General features: G+C 37.3%; 24 protein-coding genes and 1 tRNA gene. 10 read left to right on the forward strand and 15 right to left on the reverse strand.

Annotated elements, in window-relative coordinates; genetic code table 11:
• The first annotated feature begins 123 nt into the window (after positions 1-123).
• Positions 124-444, forward strand: coding sequence for a DUF3889 domain-containing protein (locus AA0X71_RS13005; RefSeq protein WP_413355736.1), 321 nt, complete (start codon positions 124-126; stop codon positions 442-444).
• A gap of 325 nt (positions 445-769) precedes the next feature.
• Here the strand turns inward: AA0X71_RS13005 and AA0X71_RS13010 are convergent, their stop codons facing one another.
• The 11 genes from AA0X71_RS13010 to AA0X71_RS13060 all read right to left on the reverse strand — a co-directional run bounded on the left by AA0X71_RS13010 (position 770) and on the right by AA0X71_RS13060 (position 10897).
• A complete protein-coding gene (locus AA0X71_RS13010) occupies positions 770-1279 on the reverse strand; it encodes a topology modulation protein (RefSeq protein WP_413355737.1) in 510 nt (169 codons plus the stop codon).
• Positions 1276-1986, reverse strand: a complete 711-nt coding sequence (locus AA0X71_RS13015) for a TIGR02206 family membrane protein (protein ID WP_413355738.1) — start codon at positions 1984-1986, stop codon at positions 1276-1278. The genes AA0X71_RS13010 and AA0X71_RS13015 overlap by 4 nt, the downstream gene beginning before the upstream one ends.
• A 95-nt stretch (positions 1987-2081) precedes the next feature.
• Complete coding sequence (locus AA0X71_RS13020; protein ID WP_413355739.1) at positions 2082-5219, reverse strand: AAA family ATPase; 3138 nt, start codon at positions 5217-5219, stop codon at positions 2082-2084.
• Complete coding sequence (locus tag AA0X71_RS13025; protein WP_413355740.1) at positions 5216-6361, reverse strand: exonuclease SbcCD subunit D; 1146 nt, start codon at positions 6359-6361, stop codon at positions 5216-5218. The genes AA0X71_RS13020 and AA0X71_RS13025 overlap by 4 nt, the downstream gene beginning before the upstream one ends.
• A gap of 120 nt (positions 6362-6481) precedes the next feature.
• Positions 6482-6682, reverse strand: coding sequence for a cold-shock protein (locus AA0X71_RS13030; protein ID WP_019152604.1), 201 nt, complete (start codon positions 6680-6682; stop codon positions 6482-6484).
• A gap of 388 nt (positions 6683-7070) precedes the next feature.
• Positions 7071-7208, reverse strand: coding sequence for a YvrJ family protein (locus AA0X71_RS13035; protein ID WP_413355741.1), 138 nt, complete (start codon positions 7206-7208; stop codon positions 7071-7073).
• A 67-nt stretch (positions 7209-7275) separates the two neighbouring features.
• Positions 7276-7491: a DUF2922 domain-containing protein gene (locus AA0X71_RS13040; protein WP_413355742.1), complete on the reverse strand. Its 216-nt coding sequence runs from the start codon at positions 7489-7491 to the stop codon at positions 7276-7278.
• A gap of 45 nt (positions 7492-7536) precedes the next feature.
• The gene (locus AA0X71_RS13045; protein WP_413355743.1) at positions 7537-7755 is read right to left on the reverse strand and encodes a DUF1659 domain-containing protein; all 219 of its coding nucleotides are present in this window, start codon (positions 7753-7755) and stop codon (positions 7537-7539) included.
• Positions 7756-7857: 102 nt separating this feature from the next.
• Complete coding sequence (locus tag AA0X71_RS13050) at positions 7858-8814, reverse strand: ArsA family ATPase (protein ID WP_413355744.1); 957 nt, start codon at positions 8812-8814, stop codon at positions 7858-7860.
• A gap of 14 nt (positions 8815-8828) precedes the next feature.
• Entirely contained in the window at positions 8829-9092 is a 264-nt protein-coding gene (locus AA0X71_RS13055) for a cory-CC-star protein (protein ID WP_413355745.1), read from the reverse strand.
• A 62-nt stretch (positions 9093-9154) separates the two neighbouring features.
• On the reverse strand, positions 9155-10897 hold the full coding sequence (locus AA0X71_RS13060; RefSeq protein ID WP_413355746.1) for a carbon starvation protein A: 1743 nt from the start codon (positions 10895-10897) through the stop codon (positions 9155-9157).
• Between the two features lie 274 nt (positions 10898-11171).
• Here AA0X71_RS13060 and AA0X71_RS13065 point away from each other — a divergent pair, with 274 nt between their 5' ends.
• The 3 genes from AA0X71_RS13065 to AA0X71_RS13075 all read left to right on the forward strand — a co-directional run bounded on the left by AA0X71_RS13065 (position 11172) and on the right by AA0X71_RS13075 (position 12501).
• Positions 11172-11486 (forward strand): phage holin family protein, encoded by a 315-nt coding sequence (locus AA0X71_RS13065; protein ID WP_413355747.1) that lies wholly within the window; start codon positions 11172-11174, stop codon positions 11484-11486.
• A gap of 195 nt (positions 11487-11681) precedes the next feature.
• Positions 11682-12350, forward strand: a complete 669-nt coding sequence (locus AA0X71_RS13070) for an SOS response-associated peptidase (protein WP_413355748.1) — start codon at positions 11682-11684, stop codon at positions 12348-12350.
• 63 nt (positions 12351-12413) lie between these two features.
• A tRNA-OTHER gene (locus AA0X71_RS13075) sits at positions 12414-12501 on the forward strand.
• An 84-nt stretch (positions 12502-12585) separates the two neighbouring features.
• On the opposite strand, the gene AA0X71_RS13080 is transcribed toward AA0X71_RS13075, so the two are convergent.
• The 4 genes from AA0X71_RS13080 to AA0X71_RS13095 all read right to left on the reverse strand — a co-directional run bounded on the left by AA0X71_RS13080 (position 12586) and on the right by AA0X71_RS13095 (position 15922).
• Positions 12586-13524, reverse strand: a complete 939-nt coding sequence (locus tag AA0X71_RS13080) for an MBL fold metallo-hydrolase (protein ID WP_413355749.1) — start codon at positions 13522-13524, stop codon at positions 12586-12588.
• A 165-nt stretch (positions 13525-13689) separates the two neighbouring features.
• Positions 13690-14058 carry a YkvA family protein gene (locus tag AA0X71_RS13085; protein ID WP_413355750.1) on the reverse strand — a complete coding sequence of 123 codons (369 nt, stop codon included), beginning with the start codon at positions 14056-14058 and terminating at the stop codon, positions 13690-13692.
• A gap of 66 nt (positions 14059-14124) precedes the next feature.
• Entirely contained in the window at positions 14125-14865 is a 741-nt protein-coding gene (locus tag AA0X71_RS13090) for a GNAT family N-acetyltransferase (protein WP_413355751.1), read from the reverse strand.
• 166 nt (positions 14866-15031) lie between these two features.
• Positions 15032-15922 (reverse strand): GNAT family N-acetyltransferase, encoded by an 891-nt coding sequence (locus AA0X71_RS13095; protein ID WP_413355752.1) that lies wholly within the window; start codon positions 15920-15922, stop codon positions 15032-15034.
• A 179-nt stretch (positions 15923-16101) separates the two neighbouring features.
• Here AA0X71_RS13095 and AA0X71_RS13100 point away from each other — a divergent pair, with 179 nt between their 5' ends.
• The 6 genes from AA0X71_RS13100 (at position 16102) to AA0X71_RS13125 (ending at position 21582) form a co-directional block, all read left to right on the forward strand.
• Positions 16102-16518, forward strand: coding sequence for an SRPBCC family protein (locus AA0X71_RS13100; RefSeq protein ID WP_413355753.1), 417 nt, complete (start codon positions 16102-16104; stop codon positions 16516-16518).
• The gene (locus AA0X71_RS13105; protein ID WP_413355754.1) at positions 16519-16836 is read left to right on the forward strand and encodes an ArsR/SmtB family transcription factor; all 318 of its coding nucleotides are present in this window, start codon (positions 16519-16521) and stop codon (positions 16834-16836) included.
• A 214-nt stretch (positions 16837-17050) separates the two neighbouring features.
• The gene (locus tag AA0X71_RS13110; protein WP_413355755.1) at positions 17051-17740 is read left to right on the forward strand and encodes a response regulator transcription factor; all 690 of its coding nucleotides are present in this window, start codon (positions 17051-17053) and stop codon (positions 17738-17740) included.
• Positions 17737-18753, forward strand: coding sequence for a sensor histidine kinase (locus tag AA0X71_RS13115; RefSeq protein WP_413355756.1), 1017 nt, complete (start codon positions 17737-17739; stop codon positions 18751-18753). Before AA0X71_RS13110 ends, AA0X71_RS13115 begins: the two co-directional genes overlap by 4 nt.
• Before the next feature lie 131 nt (positions 18754-18884).
• Complete coding sequence (locus AA0X71_RS13120) at positions 18885-19646, forward strand: ABC transporter ATP-binding protein (protein WP_413355757.1); 762 nt, start codon at positions 18885-18887, stop codon at positions 19644-19646.
• Positions 19636-21582, forward strand: coding sequence for an FtsX-like permease family protein (locus AA0X71_RS13125; protein ID WP_413355758.1), 1947 nt, complete (start codon positions 19636-19638; stop codon positions 21580-21582). The genes AA0X71_RS13120 and AA0X71_RS13125 overlap by 11 nt, the downstream gene beginning before the upstream one ends.
• Positions 21583-21616 lie beyond the last annotated feature (34 nt).

Consider the following 21616-nt stretch of genomic DNA (forward strand, 5'->3'; position numbering starts at 1 on the left):
CTTTATGTGTGTAAATTAACTGTCAGCTTGAAAATCCGTTACTTTCAAGGAAGAACATCACAGTTTTTTTTGTATAATGTTGAAAAATTAAGACAAGCTAAAAGAAAAAAAGGAGATTTAAAAATGAAAAAGATACTCATTGGTTTAATGCTATTATCTGTCCCAATTACTTTTGCGCTAAATGTTCCTTCTATTAGTCATTCACAGGAAAATTACGAGAAGTGGGGGCAATTAGCAGTTAGTAAGACAAAAGAAAAATACCCCAACGCAGAGATAAAAGATTATAAACATGAAGGACGTGTTCAAGGGACAAACACCACTGTTGAAAAATTTAAGCTTTGGCTTAAAGAGAAAGATAAAGAATTCGGTGTCATCGTAAGCATTGAATATGATAAAGAATCGGAACGTGTCATTGAGATTACGTACAAAGAAGTGGAAAAATAAAAAGCTGCTGTTTCCTAAGGGCGCGCATCAATTTAGATTAAGTGCCTATTGATATATAGAAGGAAAAATTCCGCTTAAATAGCAAGTATTTAGTAAAAAAGCATAAATAGACGGAGAGATTCCGCTTATCAATTCGAAAAATTCAAAAACTGGCGATTTTGCTCTGCATAAGCGAAAAATCTCCCGTTGTATCCGAAAAAACAAGCACCCTTCAACACTTAAGCGAAAAATTTCCGTTTATTTTTTTGCAAGACTACTCGACTAACCTCATAACATCCCATTTATAGGGAGTAAGCCATGTGTCACATGTTTTTGTCAACTTAACCTACCCCAGTCGCTCCAATAGTGCCTCAATCTCTCGGTTATTCCGTACTGTAATGACCTGTTTCATGTCCTTGAACCTTTCGCAGCGTTCCGCCATTTTCTTTTTGCGACGATGGTATGTAGTCAGGATAAATTTTATAAATTGCCAGTCGATCTTCTCTTCACATCCTAGAGTCATATCACTCCGAGTTCTCCCATGGTTTTGGATTCTCCTTTTGACAACCCGATACAGACAGGTGAGCAGAGGTTTTTCCACATAGACGATTGTATCTGCATGAGCAAAGCGAAGATCAAACGTACTACTATAATTCCCCTCGATAATCCACTTTGATTGCTGTACGATTTCCTCTTGAGCATTCCAAAACTCATCGATATCGGATTCAACCCAACCAGGCTTCCAATATAGAGTATCTAAATGATAAACTGGGATGGCCAATTTTTCTGCTAGCTTTTTTGCCAATGTTGATTTTCCTGCGCCTGCTGAAACACCGATGACCATAATTTTCTTCATTCTTTCCCCTCTCTCTTTATCCACGGAAGATACAAAATAAAAAACAAAATGAAGGCAATACCTTCTAATACTAAAATATAAAAAGGATAAGGACCTAAATAATCAATTAAAGATGGATTTGAAGGCTTACGAGCCAAAAACATATAGTTACCACCAGTCACTGCATTGGCCAAATAGGCGAACACAGCTGAGAGATTAAGAAACGTAAAGGCTTGCCACATCCCTCTCTTTGTTACCACATACCCTTTTATAAATACATAAAATAACGCGACCCAAATAATCAACATATGCGTAATAAAAAACTGGAAAAAACGGAAATGTGGAAATCCTACAAATAGTTCTGGTGTCACCATCGCTTGCATGGCACCAGCTAATCCTAAAAAATAGACGAACTGAAAAATAAGCTTCGAATCGGTTACGAGTAGAATTAGACAAAGAAGCAAGCTGATAGAGCAAAGATGAAGCGGTAAGGCAAAGGTCATGTCCCATTGTTCACCGACATACAACCAAATATGATAAAGTGATTCAAGAAGAAAGAGTCCTATAAACATGACAATCTTTATCCATCTTTCACTCTTTTTAAGAGACTCTCTAAATTTCACAATAAATAGACAAACTAAAAAAAACACGATTAGTACGATGACATGATAAACAGAAAATATTCGAAAGGGAAAGAGCTCATATTGATGTCCAAAAAAGCCGTTCAAACTATTCTCCCCTCTCATCAATTTAATATCTGTATTATAATGGAAACATAAAAAAATAACTACACGATCCGAAAATCGCGTAGTTATTTTTAGCATTAATTTAGAAAATGAAAGGCTGTCGTACTACCTGTTTGTGTCGCTGTTACTTCAAGTCTTGCATCAATTCGTTCACGGAGTTCTGGAACATGGGAAATGATTCCGACTAATCTTCCGCTACTTTGAATCTCGATAAGTGCTTCTATCGCTTGATCTAAAGATTCAGGATCCAATGTTCCAAATCCTTCATCTATAAACATCGTTTCTAACGACACGCCCCCAGCATAATTTTGCACGACATCTGCCAATCCTAATGCGAGTGAAAGAGCCGCTTTAAAGCTTTCCCCACCTGATAATGTTTTAACATGTCGTTCTTGCCCTGTGTACTGGTCATACACTAGTAATTCAAGGCCACTTTGTGCATTTCCCTTCGCCCGGTCTTTTTTTCGAAGCATTTCATATCGACCGCTTGTCATTTTCAATAATCGACCATTTGCTTCTTGTAAAATATCATCCAAAAAGGCCGCTAACACATAGCGCTCAAATGTAATTTTGGAAGCATTTTGCCCTCTTGTAATATCATAGAGTTCTCCCACCAATTTGTAGCGCATTTCAAGTGTCTTCATCTCATCATTGATCCGAATAATCGAATCGCGGATTTGTTCATTTTCCTTCTTTTTAATGAGAAGATTCGTATACTCGTCATTCAACTCTGTAATCTGCTTTTGAACATCATGAACAGCTTGCTGTAATTCTTCCAAATTTGGCTTATCCACGCCATGCAAGGCTTCCACTAATTCTTGATAGCGGTCGCTAACAGAACGAAGCTCCTGATGATATTCAAGAATTTCCTTTTCAAGCTGTTGAATTTGTCCAGGCGACCTTTTAGCACTGTTAAATTGTTTATAGTCTGCAAAGCCCTGTTCCTTCATTTGTGTCAAAAATGATTGCCTTTCTACATTCAATTCTGCTTCTTTATCGGTTGCATGTTTTGCCACCGTTGTGTAAGCACTTTGTTCAGATGAATACTTCTCTTTCGTTTCTTGATAATTCTTTTGAGCCTTTTCAAGGTTTTTAAGAAGCGTTTCATGCGTTCTTACTGCTTCCTGCCATTTTCGCTCGAAGGCTTGAATCGTCCGGAGCTCCTCTGGGATACGTGACATTGCTCCATTTAATAGAGTGTTTTTCTCCGCATGGACGATTGATTTCTCATTGACCTCAGCTTTGAGGTCTGTGACCTTATTTTCAAGGTTGAGCCTTTTCCCCTCGTAAACCTTGATTTCGTTTGTGATTTTCTCCACTCGCTTCTGTTTTTCCATGAGTTGGCTATGTTCTTCTTGTAAAGCCTTCTTTCGATTGAGTAAAAAATGTTTGTACGGTTCTACATTTTCTTGTCTAAAATCAGGTCGAAACTTCACTAAATCTTGAGTAATTTCTTCTAGTATCTCTACTCCTGTTTTCACTCGATATTGAACATCTAGAAAAGCAGATTCAATTTTTGATTTCTCTTGTTCTATCGTCGAGACCTGCTCTTTTGCTGCTTTCAAATCCTTTTCATCTGGAATCATACTAGCGCCTTCCGTGGCTGGATTCGGATGTTCCAACGAACCACATACAGGGCAAGCTTCTCCACCATGAAGCTGACTCGCTAGATTAGCAGCTTGTCCATGTAACCACTTACTTTCTAGCTCTTCAACCGTTGCCTTTGCATCTTCAAGTCGTGCTTTGGCATTCATTAACATACCTTGATGTTGTTCAAATTTTTTATGGTACTCGTTATTTTTTTGTAACTGTGACTCATATTTTCCAACGAGAGAACTCTCCGTTTCAAGTCTCTCCACATTGCGTTCATGTTCAATTAATAGAACGGCTACTTTCTCTAACGAGGATTTCTCTTCTACAAGCTTCGTTAGCTCAACTCCCACACGTAGAAAAGCTTCTTCTGATTGCTTTTGTTGTTCAAGTAGTTGTTGGATCCCCGTTTTTAATTGATGCACCTCCTGCTCCAATAAAGCAAATGAAGTGACTTCCTCTTTTATTTGTTGGAGGGAATGGATTTCTCCTTGCGCTTTTATCCTATCGTCTTCCCTCACCATTTCTTTCTGTAAGATCTCTTCATTCTTGTGTAAAAGAAGCTTTAATTCTTCTACTCTTTGTTGACGAACATTCATATCAGCAACAAGTGCATCCTGCTCTCTTTTAAGTCGATGACATAGTTCGTCCTGCTTCGCTAAGATCGAAGCTTTATTCGCCTGCACAATTGCCTTTTCTTTGTGCTGGGTGGTTTCTTTTTCATTATCGAGCATTTCCTTTTTGGCACCTAACTCGTCTCTTGTAGCCATCTGTTTCACAATATTTTCTGCTTTATATAACTTTTGGACCAAAAGCTCTTTATCCTTTTCTTTCGTATCCTTCTCCATTTGGATTTGTTCAAGCTTTCCGCCCATTTTTTCGATTTCATCTTCTAGCAGAGGGAATAAGAGAACATCGTTATCACTGCCTGCTTCCAGATAAGCTTGTAGTTCCACATTATAAAGAGCCGTTATTTTCCGGAGGAGCGCTGTTCGTTCGTCTTGCTGTTTTTCTACGGACTTCTTTAAACCAGTTGCTTCTTCCTTCAGCTTATCTTCCACCCTCTTATAAATTTCCGTGTGGAACAAACGTTGCAAGATTGCTTCTTTTTCCTTACTATCTGATGTTAAAAGTTTGCGAAATTCCCCTTGTGGTATCATTAAAATTTGGCGGAATTGATTGCTATCGATGAGCATGATCTCTTTAATCTTCTCATCCACATCTCTGACATTTGCGGCTACCAGCTGCTTGTCTCCATTCTCATCAAAACCATATAATTCAGCTGTCGCGCCAATCGTACGATAACCGTCTCCACGTTCTTTTTTCTTTTCCTGTTGGGGAGAACGGACTATGAAATATTCTTTCCCTCTCAAACTAAACTTTAAGGAGACTTCTGTATGAAGTTCATCGGGGGCAAAGTGACTTCTAAGCTCTGGACCGTTACGATCCTCGCCACTTGCTTTTCCATATATCGCATAGCTTATGCCATCAAAAATAGTCGTTTTACCAGAACCTGTTTTCCCTGAAATGACAAACATCGTGCGGCTTCCTAATTCACTGAAATCAATCGTTTCACTCCCAGCATAAGGACCAAAAGCCTGCATGGTTAGCGTAATCGGCCTCATTTTACTCCCTCCTCTGCCAGCACCTTGTTTATACAATCAGCCATGACTTGCTTTTTATCCTCTGTGAAATCTGCAGTAGTCATTTCTTGATAAAAAAGCTCAAATAACTCTAGCTCTGACTTCTTATCTTCTCGATGAACATTTACCTGTTCTCGTTTTTTCATATCCATTAGATTGATTTTCCGCTCCAGATGAAGAACATTTGGATATACTTGGCGGAGCTTATTTATTGGATCAATTAAGGCACCTTGATCATGCAGTGTTATTTTTAAATAATCATCTATTTTCTGTTTTTCGTAAAAACTTGGATCTAAGAGCTCTTCTAAATGACCTTCTAGTTCACGCATATCCTGCTTTGGTGCGAGCGAATGATAACGTACTTGGAAAGTTCCATTCTCATTCATCTCCACAATCTGAACGGATTTCTTTTGCTTCGCTTCTGAAAAAGAGTATTTTAATAATGAACCAGAATAAAAGATTTTGTCATGTTTAATCGCGTCCGGACTATGGAGATGACCCAAAGCGGTATAAGAAAATGGTGCAAATAGTTCTTGTCCTACACAACCAGAACCTCCTACGGATAATGTTCTTTCAGAGTCGGAAGTACTCCCCCCTAATACAAAGGCATGTCCAACAAAAACATTTGGTTCATTTACATTGATTGTTTCTTCTATTTTGCCAATCACGGCCTTCATCGCTTCTTGATGGGTATGGATGGTATCATCCCCAAGCAAATGTCTGACCATTCCTGGTTCAGCATATGGAACTAAATAGAAATTAACTCCATTTAGATGGATTGGTTTGAATTGCTTTTGCAACTTTCCCGTCAAATAAAAATGACTGTTCCGGTACCATGAACTCCCAAATGATAATCTTTCCGCACTGTCATGATTACCAGCAATCGCAATGATCGGTGTATTTAATTCCACATTTATTTTGAAGAGCATTTCATCAAGAAGCTCAACAGCATCAATAGGCGGGACGGAGCGGTCATATAAATCCCCGGCTATGACAACAGCATCTGGTTTTTCTTCCTCGATTAATTGAACAAACTGGTTGAGGGCCACCCGTTGATCCTCTGTCATGTATAGACCGTGGACAAGCTTCCCTAAATGCCAGTCGGCAGTATGAATAAATTTCATGATCTTCACCTCGTTTTATCTGTCATCATTATACCAGTTTTAAAAGGGGATGAACTTTACAATTAAAGGATTTAATTAAAAACAGCCCAACCAGTAGGTTGAGCTGTTTACCATTTACAATTATAATTTTACTACATTAGCCGCTTGTGGCCCACGAGCACCTTCAACAACTTCGAAAGATACTTCTTGACCTTCTTCTAATGTTTTGAAGCCTTCAGATTGAATTGCAGAGTAATGTACAAATACATCGTTTCCATCTTCAGATTCAATAAACCCGAATCCTTTTTCAGCATTAAACCATTTTACTTTACCGTTTTTCATTAAAAAAAATCCTCCTAAATCGGCACAGGATAAGTGCCTTGTGTAAAATTCACCATTTACAACGTATTGCATCTTCTTACATTACTCGAGTCCATTTCGAAAAGGCTTTCATCTATGAATAATGCAAAATATGAAATCATTATTCTAGTACTTTAATCTTGTGAAATCATTCGAAACATTTTGGAACAAGGGTCTTGCAAAAAACAATCACGTAATAACGGCTGTTTTTAATATAACATTTTCAGTCAATTCTGTCAATCTGAATAAATCCGACAAATGCCTTTATATCAATGTTTAAACGTGTCGAATCCTGACTGAACACCTCGAAAAATTACTATACCACTTTGAATATTATGATCATTTAACCCATTAAAATATTCAAATGGAGCTACTCCTTTATTTGCTCAGGAAGACTTTCAATCGATTGTACGACTACATCTAATTTCGCTTCAATACGATAAAGCAAATAAAGAGTAACGACGATTGGAAAGCCGACATCGCTAATCAAAGGAACGATTTGATCCACCTTTCATCCCTCCTCTCCTATTATTTCAAAAGGAGCCAGATAAAGCATTTCCTGGCCCCTTCCAACATTAAATCTCATATTCTGTTACATTACGTTCAATTACGCGTGCTCCCTTCACACTCGCTAATCTTCCCTTTGGACTAAAGAAAGTATTCGAAGCAATAACTGCTTCCATCGCAGCTTTAACCTCTGTCGGCTCAACCGGCTCCTTCGGTGCATCTACTGAAATATTGAAGGAATTTCCGAAATCGGTCACAAACTGTAATTCTAATGTTTTAGCCATTTTTTCACCTCCTCATGTTTAATTAGTTAAACGAAATCTTACTTATTAACCGACAATTTCAAAATTGTCCGTGCGTTCAACGCTTATCACCGGATTGAGCGATAAACCGCCTAATGCTTGTGCTGCTTGAGAAAGTTGGTCTGCCGTTGCCTCTTTATCAATATTGTTATAAGTCTTAGTCTTATAGACCGGCTCTCCTTTCTCATTTAAACCTGTTTCAAACAAAAGACGTAACTTTGAATCTATAATCATTGCTTCAGCCATTTTCTTCACCTCCCTTCACCTTTTATATATAAGAATGGAGGAAAAAGAGACATCCTAGCACAAAAAAGGTACTCCCATCGATTGGGGTACCTCAGCAACCTTCTATCTGATTTCGATTTTTTCTAATCCTTCTTGCAGAAACTCTGTAAATCTCCTTAAATGTGCTAATGTCGAAATATCGGATTCTAACATTGGGATCATCACTTTTTTCGCTTCTGGAAACACCTTTTCAATTTCTATACGGTAGATTTGTTCATTGGCCTTTCTTTTTTCCATAAACGCACCGTCCACATCTTCTGGAATGAGCTTGTTTACAAAGAGCGTCTTCACATCGATCTCGTGCTTCTTTAAAATATCCATTGCTTTTCGAGTTTCGAGAATGGGAAGTCTTTCTGCATTTAAAACAAAGATATACTCAGTCAAATTGGAATCGAGTAGATATTTCCTCACACTAGAAAACTTCCTTCGCCGTTCCTGGAGCTTTTCATAGATCGGATCCTCGAGACTTTCTCCGTCATCCATCCAACGATGGAAGTTCTTTTCATTTACTTGCTTCCTTCTTTCTAACATTCCATCCATCCAAACCCCCATTAATTGTGGCAATGTCAACAGACGAATGGTATGGCCAGTTGGAGCCGTATCAAATACAATCGCATCGTAGTTTTTTACTTCCTCCATAATAATAGAAGTTAACCGCTCAAAAAGTGCCGCTTCTTCCGCACCAGGCGTACCGGCAGCGAGTTCAATTTGTCGATGTACTTCCTCTACCATAGTGACTTTTACAAGACCTCGTAAATTATTTTTCACTTCAGCTATGTACCGTTTTGATTCTCGCTCTGAATCAATCTCAACGAAATCTAAATTATTATGAATTGTTGTAAGTTCTCCATTAGAATTCAGATGAAACAGATCCCCTGTATTATGAGCAGGATCGGTCGAAACAAGGAGGACCTTTTTATCTAGTGAGGATAAATATGAGGCGAATGCAGCGGAAGAAGTACTTTTTCCAACCCCACCTTTACCTCCAATAAAATATATTTTTTTTTGCAAAAAATCCATCATGACTCCTCCTTTTAACAGCAACGAATTCCATCTAATGGGGAAGTTTCAAGTCCCATTCGCAAATGCCACTGATGGAACCGTTCAATCAGTAACGGGTACAGTTCCAGTGTATAATAAAAAGCCGGATTCGGAATCCCGACCATTTCAGAGAAGCATAGAAGCATAAACAAATCCTCTTCATCTCTTAATTCTCTTGCAAGCTCTGTACGATGGGGCTGCTCTAATATTTCTTCATAGAGAGCAACTACCTTTTTTAACTGCTCAAATAAATTCATGTAACACACTCCTCATTTGATAAGGGAATAGAGACTAGGAAGCCCCAGTCTCTACTTTAAGATTACATATCCTGTGAAATCGAAGGTGGATCATTTTTACGAAAAGCACTAATTGCTTCTAAAATAATCCAGATGACAAGAATGAGAATGATTCCTCCGAGAATAAAGAGTAATAGATTTGTATCGGTAGCTCCAAGCCCTGACCAGTCAAAAACAACCTGCTGCACCATTGCCCAAACGGTCATGGCAAATATAAAGACCATTGGGATAAAGGTGGGTAGATAATTACGTCCTTGACGTTTCAGCCAAATCGAAATAAGTAATAGGCTGACACCAGCTAATAATTGATTACTTGTTCCGAACAGTGGCCATAGTAAGTAACCGCCTGAACCAAATCCATTTGGACCTTTAGGCAGTAATACAAGAGCTGCACTAGTGCAAACAGCTAAACTAGTCGCCACATGTACTTTTGATAGTGATTTAATCTGATATTCTTCCCCAATCTCTGAGATGATATATCTCATTAACCGAACGGAGGTATCCAATGTGGTTGCCGCAAAACTAACAACAATGACGGCTACGATCGTTCTGGCGACATCTTCTGGAATCCAAATCCCTGTCGCTAGTTGTGCTGCACCATTGACAAAATTACCTAAGCCTCCGCCATTTGCCGCTCCAAAGCTTGAATATGCGGCCATAAAATCTCCTTTAGTAGCAAATAATGTAACACAGGCGATAATAGAAATAAGAGCTAGTGTCCCTTCTCCTACAGCACCAAAGTAACCAACAAAACGTGCATCCGTCTCTTTATCCAACTGTTTGGAAGTCGTTCCTGAAGAAACCAGCCCATGAAACCCTGAAATCGCACCACATGCAATCGTGATAAATAATAAGGGAAGCCACGAAGAGTCTGTTGCTGCGGCATTCGTCATTGGTGCTGTTACCTTTGGTTGCAAAACAACTAGACCAGCATACAGTATGACTAAGCCAACGACTAATTGATGTGAATTAATGAAATCACGTGGTTGCAACAGTTTCCAAACTGGCAAAGTTGAGGCAACATAACAATAAATCATCAAAATGATGATCCAAATAAAGAATGACATGGCCACTCCATCTAGACCAAATAAAACAGTATTCTCCGCTCCACCAAAAGCCTTGACTAAATCAATTTGAAGAGCTGGTACATTACTTGCGATGATTGCGGTAATGTACATCACCGCTAAGGCGATCAAGGATGGAACAAGCATTTTTGCTTTCCTTTTATATACAGCATATCCAATCCAAATAGCCAATGGAATTTGAATAAAGACCGGTAATACACTTGATGGAAATTGAATAAACAAGTTCGAAATAACCCAAGCAAAAACAGCATTAACCATTAATACAAGGATGAGAATAATGAATAAGAACATATTTTTCGCACGACTACCGATAATTTTACTCGTAATCGTACCAACAGATTGACCTTTATTACGGACTGATAAAACAATCGTTCCAAAATCATGGACACCCGCTGCAAAAATAGTACCTAATATAACCCAAAGAAAAGCAGGCAACCAACCCCAATAGACAGCAATGGCAGGTCCAACAATTGGTGCAGCACCAGCAACAGATGTAAAGTGATGGCCCCATAAGACCAGTTTATTCGTCGGGACGAAATCTACCCCATCTTCAAACCGATGTGCTGGTGTGACATAGTTTGGATCAAGCCGATAAATTTTTTCAGCTATCCACTTTGAATAAAAACGATAACCAAGTGCAAAAACGATCATTCCAATAATGGCAAGCCAAATCGAATTCACTTTTCTTTTTCCCCCTTTTCGAAAAAGTCCTTACATCTCCATCATAATGAAAGCGCATACATAAAGTCAATATATTCTGAATATTATAATAAAATAATTTACACTCTCGTAGTACTATTACAAATGAACAAGCATAAATCTGAAAATGGCATATAATATCTCGAGAAAACATTAACTGAGTCGATGTATCTAGCTCATACTTATAAATAACGATTTAACCTCTTTCACTTAAAAAGTGTCGATTAGATTAGGCTCAGGGAAAGGAGGTTCATTTATGGAACTATTAGATTTTTTAAATAAAAATTACTATATACTTGTTCCAGCACTATGGGTCGTCGGCTACGCATTAAAGCAAACACCGAAAATTCCTAATTGGACAATCATTTGGATTCTCCTTGGGTTATCTATCACGATCGGAACATTTGCTTTTGGCTTTTCCGTCGATGCTATCATCAATGGGATCATCGCTGCAGGTGTGGCTGTTTTTGGGCACCAAATGTTTAAGCAAACTCTCGGAGGAAAACTTGGGACGAGAAAGGTCATTACCGTGGAAGAGAAAAAAACGGAGAAAATTGAAGAAAGAAAATAAGCAATGGCATTAATTTTTCTAACATTCGAACGTTTAATTCATTTTCTTTTTGGGTATTGTGTTATAAGAGTTAGGTTTTTGTCCTCTCCTGATCCCTGTCGAAATTCCCCCTCGGCAGGGATTTTTTGTTCCTCAAATTCGCTTCGAAATAGTAAAATAAAGAATACTAGTTCCATGAAAAAATGAGGTGATCCAATGTGTGGAAGATTCACGTTGACGGATGAAATTGCTCAGTTGCAAGCTCATTTTGAGTTTTTTAATGGTGAAGACTTAACACCAAGATTTAACATTGCTCCTGGGCAACAAATTTTAACCGTTGTTTCAGATGGAACGAATAGAATGGCCCAACATATGAAGTGGGGTTTTGTCCCTTTCTGGGCAAAGGATGAAAAAATGGGCTTTAAAATGATTAATGCCCGAGCGGAAACAATTGATGAAAAACCGAGCTTTCGACAGGCCTTTCAACAAAGACGTTGTCTTATTTTAGCAGATGGCTTTTATGAATGGAAAAGAACAGAATCTAAAAAGCATCCGTATCGTTTTGTGTTGAAAGACAAGAAACCTTTTGCCTTTGCCGGTATTTGGGAAACGTGGTCAAAAGGGACAACACCTTTGACGAGTTGTACCATTATCACAACAGAACCGAATGATGTCACCAAGGATATTCATGATCGAATGCCCGTGATTTTACCACCTGATGCATATGATACATGGCTCAACCCCATTTACCAACCAATAAGTGATTTGAAAGATCTGTTAAAGCCTTATCCAGCGGAAAAAATGGAAAAATACGAAGTTTCTACACTTGTGAATTCAGTTAAAAATGATTTGCCTGAATTAATAAAGCCTCTTAATCGTTTTTAAAAACTCTTCTAAAATTTGAGATAAACGAATATTTTAGACCGAACTTCCCATACTAGTTATAAGGGACTTGTAGCTCAAGTGGATAGAGCAACCAGCAGTGTCAACCAGACACTGCATGAGTTTTTTGTAGGTTCGAATCCTACCAAGTCCCTCTCCTCTCATTTTCGCATCTCCTTTTTCGGAAAAAATGATAAAGGAAGCTAGTAAAACCAGAGAGGAAATCTCCCCTCCGGCTTTATATTGCCTCATAGTACCAAGTACCACTAGTTTGATATTTTCTACACTGATTATTAGCCACTAAATATTCTAAATGGGCAAGTGTCTCACCTATAGCAAATCTCATTTGATGGAGATTCAATTGATGAAATAGCCTTTGAGTTACCTCATAAATCGTTGTAGGATTTTTAACCGTATGATATGTAAATTCAAGTCTTTCTTCATGATGACTTATTAATTCTTCAATTCTACTATTCGCATTTTTAAATGGCTTAAAATGGGATGGGAATACATATTCAGCATTTAACTTTTTTATTTTTTCCAATGAAGTAATGAATGATTGCAATGGATTCGGATTCCCTCTAAATCTATACGAAATATTCGGTGATATTTTCGGTAAAATATGATCGGTCGAAAGTAAAATACTTTCCTCTTTATTATATAAAACAAATAATCCATCAGAGTGACCTGGAGTAAAAATAACCTCATATTCCAACTTACCAAAAGGAATTTTCATTCCTTCTTTTATTTCATGCTGAATGACAGGATATGGCTCTACCCGTTCAGTATAACTCTCCTCATTAGTTGTTATTTGGAACGCTAATTCTTGAGGGAGTCCACAAGTAAGATAATTACGCTTTTTTTCTTTAATAGATTCAGGACGCCAATAACTTAGTCCCATTTCTGCATCTACTTTTGTCATCCAAACATCAGCACCAGTTAACTTCTGCATACTGCCTGCATATCCAAAATGATCGGGATGGTAATGGGTAATGATAATGTCCTTAATATCATTCCTTGTGATGATTGGTGCCCAAATGTTTTTCGTTACATCTGAATGTAAGCCCGTATCAATTACCGTTCTTCCCCTCTCACCATCTGCAATAAAACAATTGACATGATTTAAACGAAAGGGCAGTGGAATCGTTATTTGTTCAATTCCTAGCTCGGAAAGCATAATGATCCTCCTCTATTAATCACTAGTTGAACTTAATATAAATAAAATGATAACAATTTTCAGAATATTATACAACAGTTTAATTTTTATTCAAAAATAAAAAGCGACAAATCATGTGAACTCTTTCCTTAATTTAAGGATAGAGTTCACTTATGTCGCCTTTTCTCAGATTTTATTGTCTACTTCTGAAGTATCAACATTCGTCCCGAACCAATTAATTAACTTATCCTTTGCCTTTTTCTTTACTTCATCATCAATATAGATCGCTACTTGAAATAAAGCAACGCCTAAAGCGCCTAAATCATCGGTAAAACCTACCCCTGCGACAAAATCAGGAATTAAATCTAGTGGAAGAATGAAATAACCCAGTGCTGCTAAAATGGTTACCCGAGCTTTTTTAGGCAGTTCAGGTTTTTGCAAGGTATAATAGAGCAATAATGCTGTATATACAACGGAATGACCTGCTTTTAAGGCAAACCGTTTCAATTTACTCCAAAACCTTTCCTCTGAATAATGCTTTTCCATTCCTTCCATCTATGACACTCCTTCTCTTAACTTACGTTTATTATATCTCAATTAGCCTGAAAATACCTTTTTTAACTAAAAGAGCATTAGTGCTTCATACTTAAAGCCTTCATATTGGTAATTTTGTTTTTTGTACATTTCTTTCGGGGTATCCTCCCCATCAGCTACTAAAATGACTTGCTTGTCAGCGCATTCTTCCATCACAAATTGCTGAATTTGACTTCCAATTCCTTTGTTTCGATAGGATGGTAAGACCACAAGACCATCTATTTCGGCCGTCTCCTTCTTAAGGATAACATCCACCGTCCCAACTGGTTTCCCCTCAAAGTAAGCTAGCAACTGCAAAAATTTAGGATCGTTCCAATTTTGCTCATGAATCACTCTTTTATGCTCAGCAAATTCTTCACTGATTTCAGCGTCAATCTCGAATGACAACTTTAAAAATTGCGCCCAGTTTGCTTCTGTTACTTTTTGAACCACCACAGAAGGTTTTTTATCCACTTTCACAAATTGGCTTGGTAGTATGCGATACATTTCCATATATCCAATACCAAAGCCCGAACTCATTAAATAATGCTCAATCTCTTCTGGAATCCTTTCGTCTTGCGGAAATAAAAGCTTAACGTGTTCTTGTCCGTTTTTTTGATGAAATTCCCGTAAATAATCCACGGATTGTTCACACTCATGTAATGTCGGCATTCTTTTAAACTGAAGAAAATTTCCATCATATAGTAATAGCATTTCAGCAGTGTGGTAATGCTTCATTAATTCATTTTCAAATACAATTTTTCCCCGATAAAAAATATCTTCAAACATCTGTCATGTCCCCTTGTTGTTATCTACTTTATTCTCTTATTAAACTCTTATTTTTATCGATTTCTTTTTCTAAAAGCTCGCACAGCTGTCATCATAAGTACAATTATTCCTACAACCAATAACATAGTAAAAAGTTGAAATATTATATCGCCTAAATTTAACATCTTTATGACCTCCTATCAAATGTACAGCGATATGCATACAAGCGATGTTGTTCAGTAAATCCTGCATGTAGGTATACTTTTAACGCTGCTTGATTGTCCGACTTGACTGTTAACGTAATCACTTCTATTTCTTTAAATGAAAAAAGAAAATTCAACCCAACCTTCATGAGTTCACTTCCTACTCCCCGATTTCTGAAAGCAGGTGAGACAGCAATAAAATGTATATCCCCTTCAGCAAAACTCGGTTCAGCTTCACAAAAAACATAGCCACAAAAAAGGTCATTCATTTCTGCAATGAATAATTTTTGCGTTCTCCCCTGTCTTTCAATCATTTCATCTGCACTAAAATAGGCTTCAGGGAATGCATCATTATGAAGAGTTTGGAATGGTAGAAAGTCCGTTTCTTCTATTTCACGAATGTTTAGTTGGGAATCCTTCATTGAAATTAAGTTATTAACCGAGACTTGAAGTATTGAATGCTCACCGCTTTTTTTCGCCCCAATCCTTTTCATAAACTGATTTCCTTTTGTATTATGGATGTTGTAAAAACCATACACAGTCACTAATGAAAAAGGTAGCTCTTCAATAAGTTTTCTCCACATTTGGTCTGCAATTTCATCCCATTCCGAATGGAAAATAAATGGTCCCCACACTTCTGCTTCTTTTGAATCCTTATCAATATCTAAACCAATGAATCCCACTAATTGATCATCTAAAAACGCTCCCATTAAAGAGTACTCAAGCGAAAGATCTGAAAAGTCAGTTAAAAGAGTATGTTTTATTTCATCCTTATCAGTTCCACAATAGCCCACATGATGACTGGGTTGAGCATTCATTTTTTCCATAAAAATGGCGACTTCATCTAACTCTAGTATTCTTCTAATCTCTATCATCGATCATACTCCTTATCATGACATGAACCTTAACTTATTTTACCATATTTATGAGATTGTCCATGAGTAAACTCTTGTAGATGCACACATAATAACCTTGACACGAAACCAAAAGGTGTCGTATGATACAAATATAAAACCTTTTGGTGTTATATTAAACAATAGGAAGGAAAATACAGATGGAAACTATTCAAGATATTAAACAAACAGTGGTCATTCAGGCACCGATTCAAAAGGTCTGGAACCATGTCTCTACCTCAGATGGAATGACAGAATGGTTCATGCCGAACGATTTTGTAGCGGAAGTAGGGCATGAATTTCATATCCAATCCCCTTTTGGACCATCACCTTGCAAAGTACTAGAAGTGGACGAGCCTCATCTTATTTCATTTGTATGGGATACAGATGGCTGGGTCGTTTCCTTTTTATTGAAAGATTTAGGGGACAGCACCGAATTCACTGTGATTCATGGTGGTTGGAAAGCTCCGGATCATGTCGTACCAAAAGCAGGAGAAGACGCTACAGTTATTCGTGATCGAATGAACGGTGGATGGGCAGGAATTGTTCAAAAACTTCAAAAGGTAGTTGAGGGATAAGTGAGTGCAGTAAAGCATGATGTGTTTCAAGCAATTGCTGACCCTACCCGAAGAGAAGTACTTCGATTATTGGCACATAAAAATTTGCCGATTTCAGAAATTACAGCCCATTTTCCGATTACTCGTACAGCTGTTGCCAAGCACCTCCATATTCTTTCAGAGGCACAATTAGTAAAAGGAAACAAGGTTGGTAGGGAAAAAATTTATCAATTACAACCTGAACCACTAACGGAAGTGAAAGAGTGGCTCTCCTTTTATGAACAGTTTTGGAACAATAAACTCGCAATGCTTAAATTTCAAATGGAAAAAGAAGATTAAATCGCTTGGATTATATCAAACGATCCAGATTGTCGACAAAAGGCATCGAGAGTACTCCCTCTCGGTGTCCTTTGTCATTTCTGGGTTGAATTGTGGCTAAAATACGTTGATTTCCGCTCCAGGCGCTTTCATGCTATACACCTTTCTCAACATCATTGTTGTATCCTACCTATTCGTTTAGAATAAAACTATACATAAATGTAAGGTGATGAATATGTTTAAAATTTTGCTTATTGAAGATGATGCTTCACTTTCTCAAGAAATAGAAGAACGGTTAACGGATTGGTCTTATCATGTCGCTGGTATAAAAGACTTCGCAAATGTCTTACAACAATTTTCCACATTCAAACCTGATTTGGTGATTATTGATATTCAATTACCGAAATACGACGGATTTCATTGGTGTCGAATGATTCGCGCCCATTCAAATGTGCCAATCGTATTCCTTTCATCTCGCGATCATCCGATGGATATGGTGATGGCGATGCAATTAGGGGCAGATGATTTTATTCAAAAGCCGTTTCATTTTGATGTCCTCATTGCGAAAATTCAAGCGATCCTACGTCGTGTTTATAATTACAGCTCTGAACCCGTTCAGCTTAAGACTTGGTGTGCTTCTACTATCGACTATGAGAAAAATACGGTAACAAACGATAAAGGAGCCATTGAGTTAACCAAAAATGAAATTTTCATTTTAAAACAACTCATTGAGAAGAAAAACAAAATTGTCACACGAGAAGAACTGATAAGAAGCTTATGGGACGATGAACGTTTTGTAAGTGACAATACACTAACGGTAAACGTCAATCGGCTTCGCAAAAAATTAGGGGAAATCGGACTAGAACCATTTATTGAAACGAAAGTTGGTCAAGGTTACATAGCGATTGAAGAGGAATTAATATGATTCGAAAGTATTTAATCGAAAGACGTAGCTGGATTCTTTTTTTTCTATTTAGCCAAATGGTCATCCTTTTTGTAACATATTTAGACTCAAAAATTTCTTTATTAGCCACACTATATAGTGTACTTCTCTCAACCATTGCCTTTATCCTCTTTCTCCTTTTCCGTTATCAGAAGGAATCAAGATTTTTCTTAGCCCTTGAGGAATGGGAGGAAGATTTTGACCTATCGAAGCTAACATATGCCGAAAGACCCTTTGAGAAAATCGTCGAAGATACCATCACAAATCAAATTGACCTCTTAAAAAAAGGAGCTTCTCATAATAGATGGGAACTTGAACAGGAAAAAGATGAGCTAATGTCCTGGCTACATGAAGTGAAAACACCACTGACAGCCCTTCATTTAATGATCGATCGAATCGACGATGAAAGATTAAAAGAAAGAATGAAATATGAATGGCTAAGAATCGATCATCTACTCGATCAACAACTACATCAACGGCGTCTACCATTTATGGAGAATGATCTTTATATAGAAGAAACGAATTTAAAAACCATTGTTTATCAAGAAATTAAAGGACTACAATCGTGGTGTATGCAAAAGGGAATCGGCTTTGATATGGACTTAGAAATTACTTATGTGCTAAGTGATTCGAAATGGCTCTCCTTTATCATCAGACAATTGCTCACGAATGCAGTGAAATATAGTAAAGATTCGGATATCCAGATAAAAAGCTACGCTCAAAATGGAGCAATCGTCTTGGAAGTAGCAGATTTCGGTCGTGGTATTGATCCGAAAGACGTGCCGCGAATTTTCGACCGTGGCTTTACATCGACCTCTCATCATCAGGATCATGCAGCAACAGGAATGGGCCTGTATCTAGTAAGTAAAGCGGCAAAATCCCTTTTCATTAACATTCAAGTTGAATCTAAATTAGGTGTTGGTACCACCTTTACATTAACCTTCCCAAAGAAAAATGAGTTTGTCCGCTTGTCATCTGATCTGAATGATGATTAATGGTTGTACAAGCTATTACTTGCATGTGACAAAAATGTCACATGCTTTTCCATTTTGTTTGCTCAATCGAAGGAAGCTTCTGATAGCTCCTTCTATAATGAAAAAATAGAGAGAAAAAGGAGCGACTTAAAATGACCATATTAGAGGCAACAAAAATCTATAAGAGCTACGGAAATAAATTCAATAAACAAGAAGTGTTAAAAGCAATAGATATTCAAATTGAAAAAGGAGAATTCGTTAGCATCATGGGGGCTTCTGGTTCAGGAAAAACTACCCTCTTGAATGTTTTGTCCTCAATTGATAAAGCAAGCGATGGTTCGATCAAAATAGAAGGCAAAGAAATCACGACTCTAAAGGAAAAAGAACTAGCCGAATTTAGAAAAAGGCATTTAGGCTTTATTTTTCAAGAATACAACTTATTGGATACCTTAACCGTGAAGGAAAATATCCTTTTACCGCTATCTGTCGCGGGAATTTCAAAACAGGCTGCTGAGCAAATGTTTGTTGCACTTGCTAAAGAACTTGGGATCTATGAAATGAAAGACAAATACCCAAATGAAATCTCTGGTGGACAAAAACAACGAACTTCTGCCGCACGGGCATTTATTCATGAACCAAGCATTATTTTTGCCGATGAACCAACAGGTGCATTGGACTCAAAATCGGCATCTGATCTACTTAGTAAGCTAAGTGACTTAAATGAAAACCGCAATACAACGATCGCCATGGTCACCCACGATCCGATCGCTGCTAGCTATAGTGACCGTGTTATTTTTATAAAAGATGGACGTATTTTTACTCAAAGCTATAAAGGAGAGCAGCCAAGAAATTTATTCCTAAAAGATATTATGAAAACACAAGGCGTTTTAGGCGGTGTCCAGTATGAAGATTAATGAACTTATCATACGGAATCTAAAAAAGAATATAAAAAACTATTATCTCTATGTTTTTGCATTAGTCTTTAGTGCAGCCCTATATTTCGCATTTGTTACCCTACAATATGATCCGTCCATTGATCAATTAGAGAGTAATATTAAAGGTGCAGCAGCTATACGTTCGGCTTCGGTTTTACTGGTTGTGATCGTATCCGTCTTTCTACTTTATGCAAATAATATTTTTATTAAAAGACGAAGTCAAGAAATTGGTTTATTTCAACTTATCGGTATGACAAAGGGAAAAATATTTCGCATTTTAAACATAGAAAACTTTATTCTCTATTTTCTTTCACTCGCATTAGGCATTTTTATCGGTTTCATCGGTTCAAAACTGATTTTAATGATTCTCTTTAAAATAACAGGAATCGAGACAGAGACAGCTTTACATTTTTCAAGCGAAGCTCTCCTCCAATCCGTTGTTATTTTCACGATCATTTATGTACTAATCATGCTTATGAATTATCTGTTTATAAAACGCCTGTCGATTTTATCCTTATTTAGGGTCATTTCAACTACCGAAAATACGTTAAAAAGAATGAGCTTTTGGCAAATGTTCATTGGAATCGCTGGAATAATCCTCGTCATAATCGGCTATTATGTTTCCTCTATCCTATTTAGTGGAGAGTATACTGAAATGAACGAATTGTTCATAGCGATGATCTTTATACTTGCTTCTGTTATCATAGGTACCTATCTGTTTTTCAAAGGATCAGTAAACTTTATTTTTCATCTCATTCGCAAAGGAAAAAATGGCTACTTAAACATTAATGAAGTGCTTTCTTTATCTTCATTAATGTTTCGAATGAAGTCAAACGCACTATTGCTAACAATCATTACAACTGTGTCGGCATTAGCACTTGCTTTATTATCCTTATCCTATATCTCTTACTATTCAGCTGAGACAAAGGCTAAAAATTATGTCGCAAGTGATTTTGCGATTACGAATGAGGAAGATGCAAAACGATTTGAGGAAAAGCTAGAGCAGGAACAAATCCCTTATTCCACAACGAAGATTCATGTAATTCAAGTTGAATCACATATAAATGCTATTATCGAGGGTGACACTGAAAGCCTGTTTGTCGATACAGATAAGGTTGTCATACCTGTTATCAGTGATAACGATGTTAATGAATACGATCTTTCACCAGATGAAACCATTTTTTCAGGTTATGATGATATGCTCGAAAGATTTATAAGATTTGCAGATACTGGAGAGATAGAACTAATTGGCCAAACACAAACGATTCCTCTAAAATTTATCGGATTGGAAAAGGAATACTTCATTTCTTGGCAATCTAATCAAGGTGGATTACCGATTGCAATCGTTGATGAGACAGTATTTGCGCAATTATCTGAAGACCTTGATCCAGCTATTCAAGGAGATACATCTTTATTTATTGGCTACCATTTAAAGATGAGTGAACAACTGGAGAAAGCGGATAAAATTTTTGAAGAGCTTGGTTTTGATGAAAATTATTTACATTCCTCTCGCTTACAAATGAGCAATGAAGAAAAAGGCAATATGGGACTTATCATGTTCATAGTTGGCTTTCTTGGTTTAACGTTCTTAATTACATCAGGCTGTATTCTATATTTTAAACAAATGGGAGAGAGTGAAGAAGAAAAACCAAGCTACACGATCTTACGAAAACTTGGATTTACAGAACAAGACTTGGTGAGAGGAATACGTTTCAAACAGCTATTTAATTTTGGCATCCCTCTTTTTATCGGCCTTCTCCATAGTAACTTTGCGATCCAATCAGGCTGGTTCCTATTTGGTTCAGAGTTATGGACGCCAATGATTCTTGTCATGATTATTTACACCGTCCTTTATTCAATCTTTGGTTTCCTATCACTGTTCTACTACAAAAAAGTCATTACATTATCTCTATGAAAAAAGGAGCTCCATTAATGGGGCTCCTTTTAGC

The sequence above is a fragment of the Robertmurraya phoenicis genome (assembly GCF_047302285.1).
Taxonomy (GTDB): Bacteria; Bacillota; Bacilli; order Bacillales; family Cytobacillaceae; genus Robertmurraya.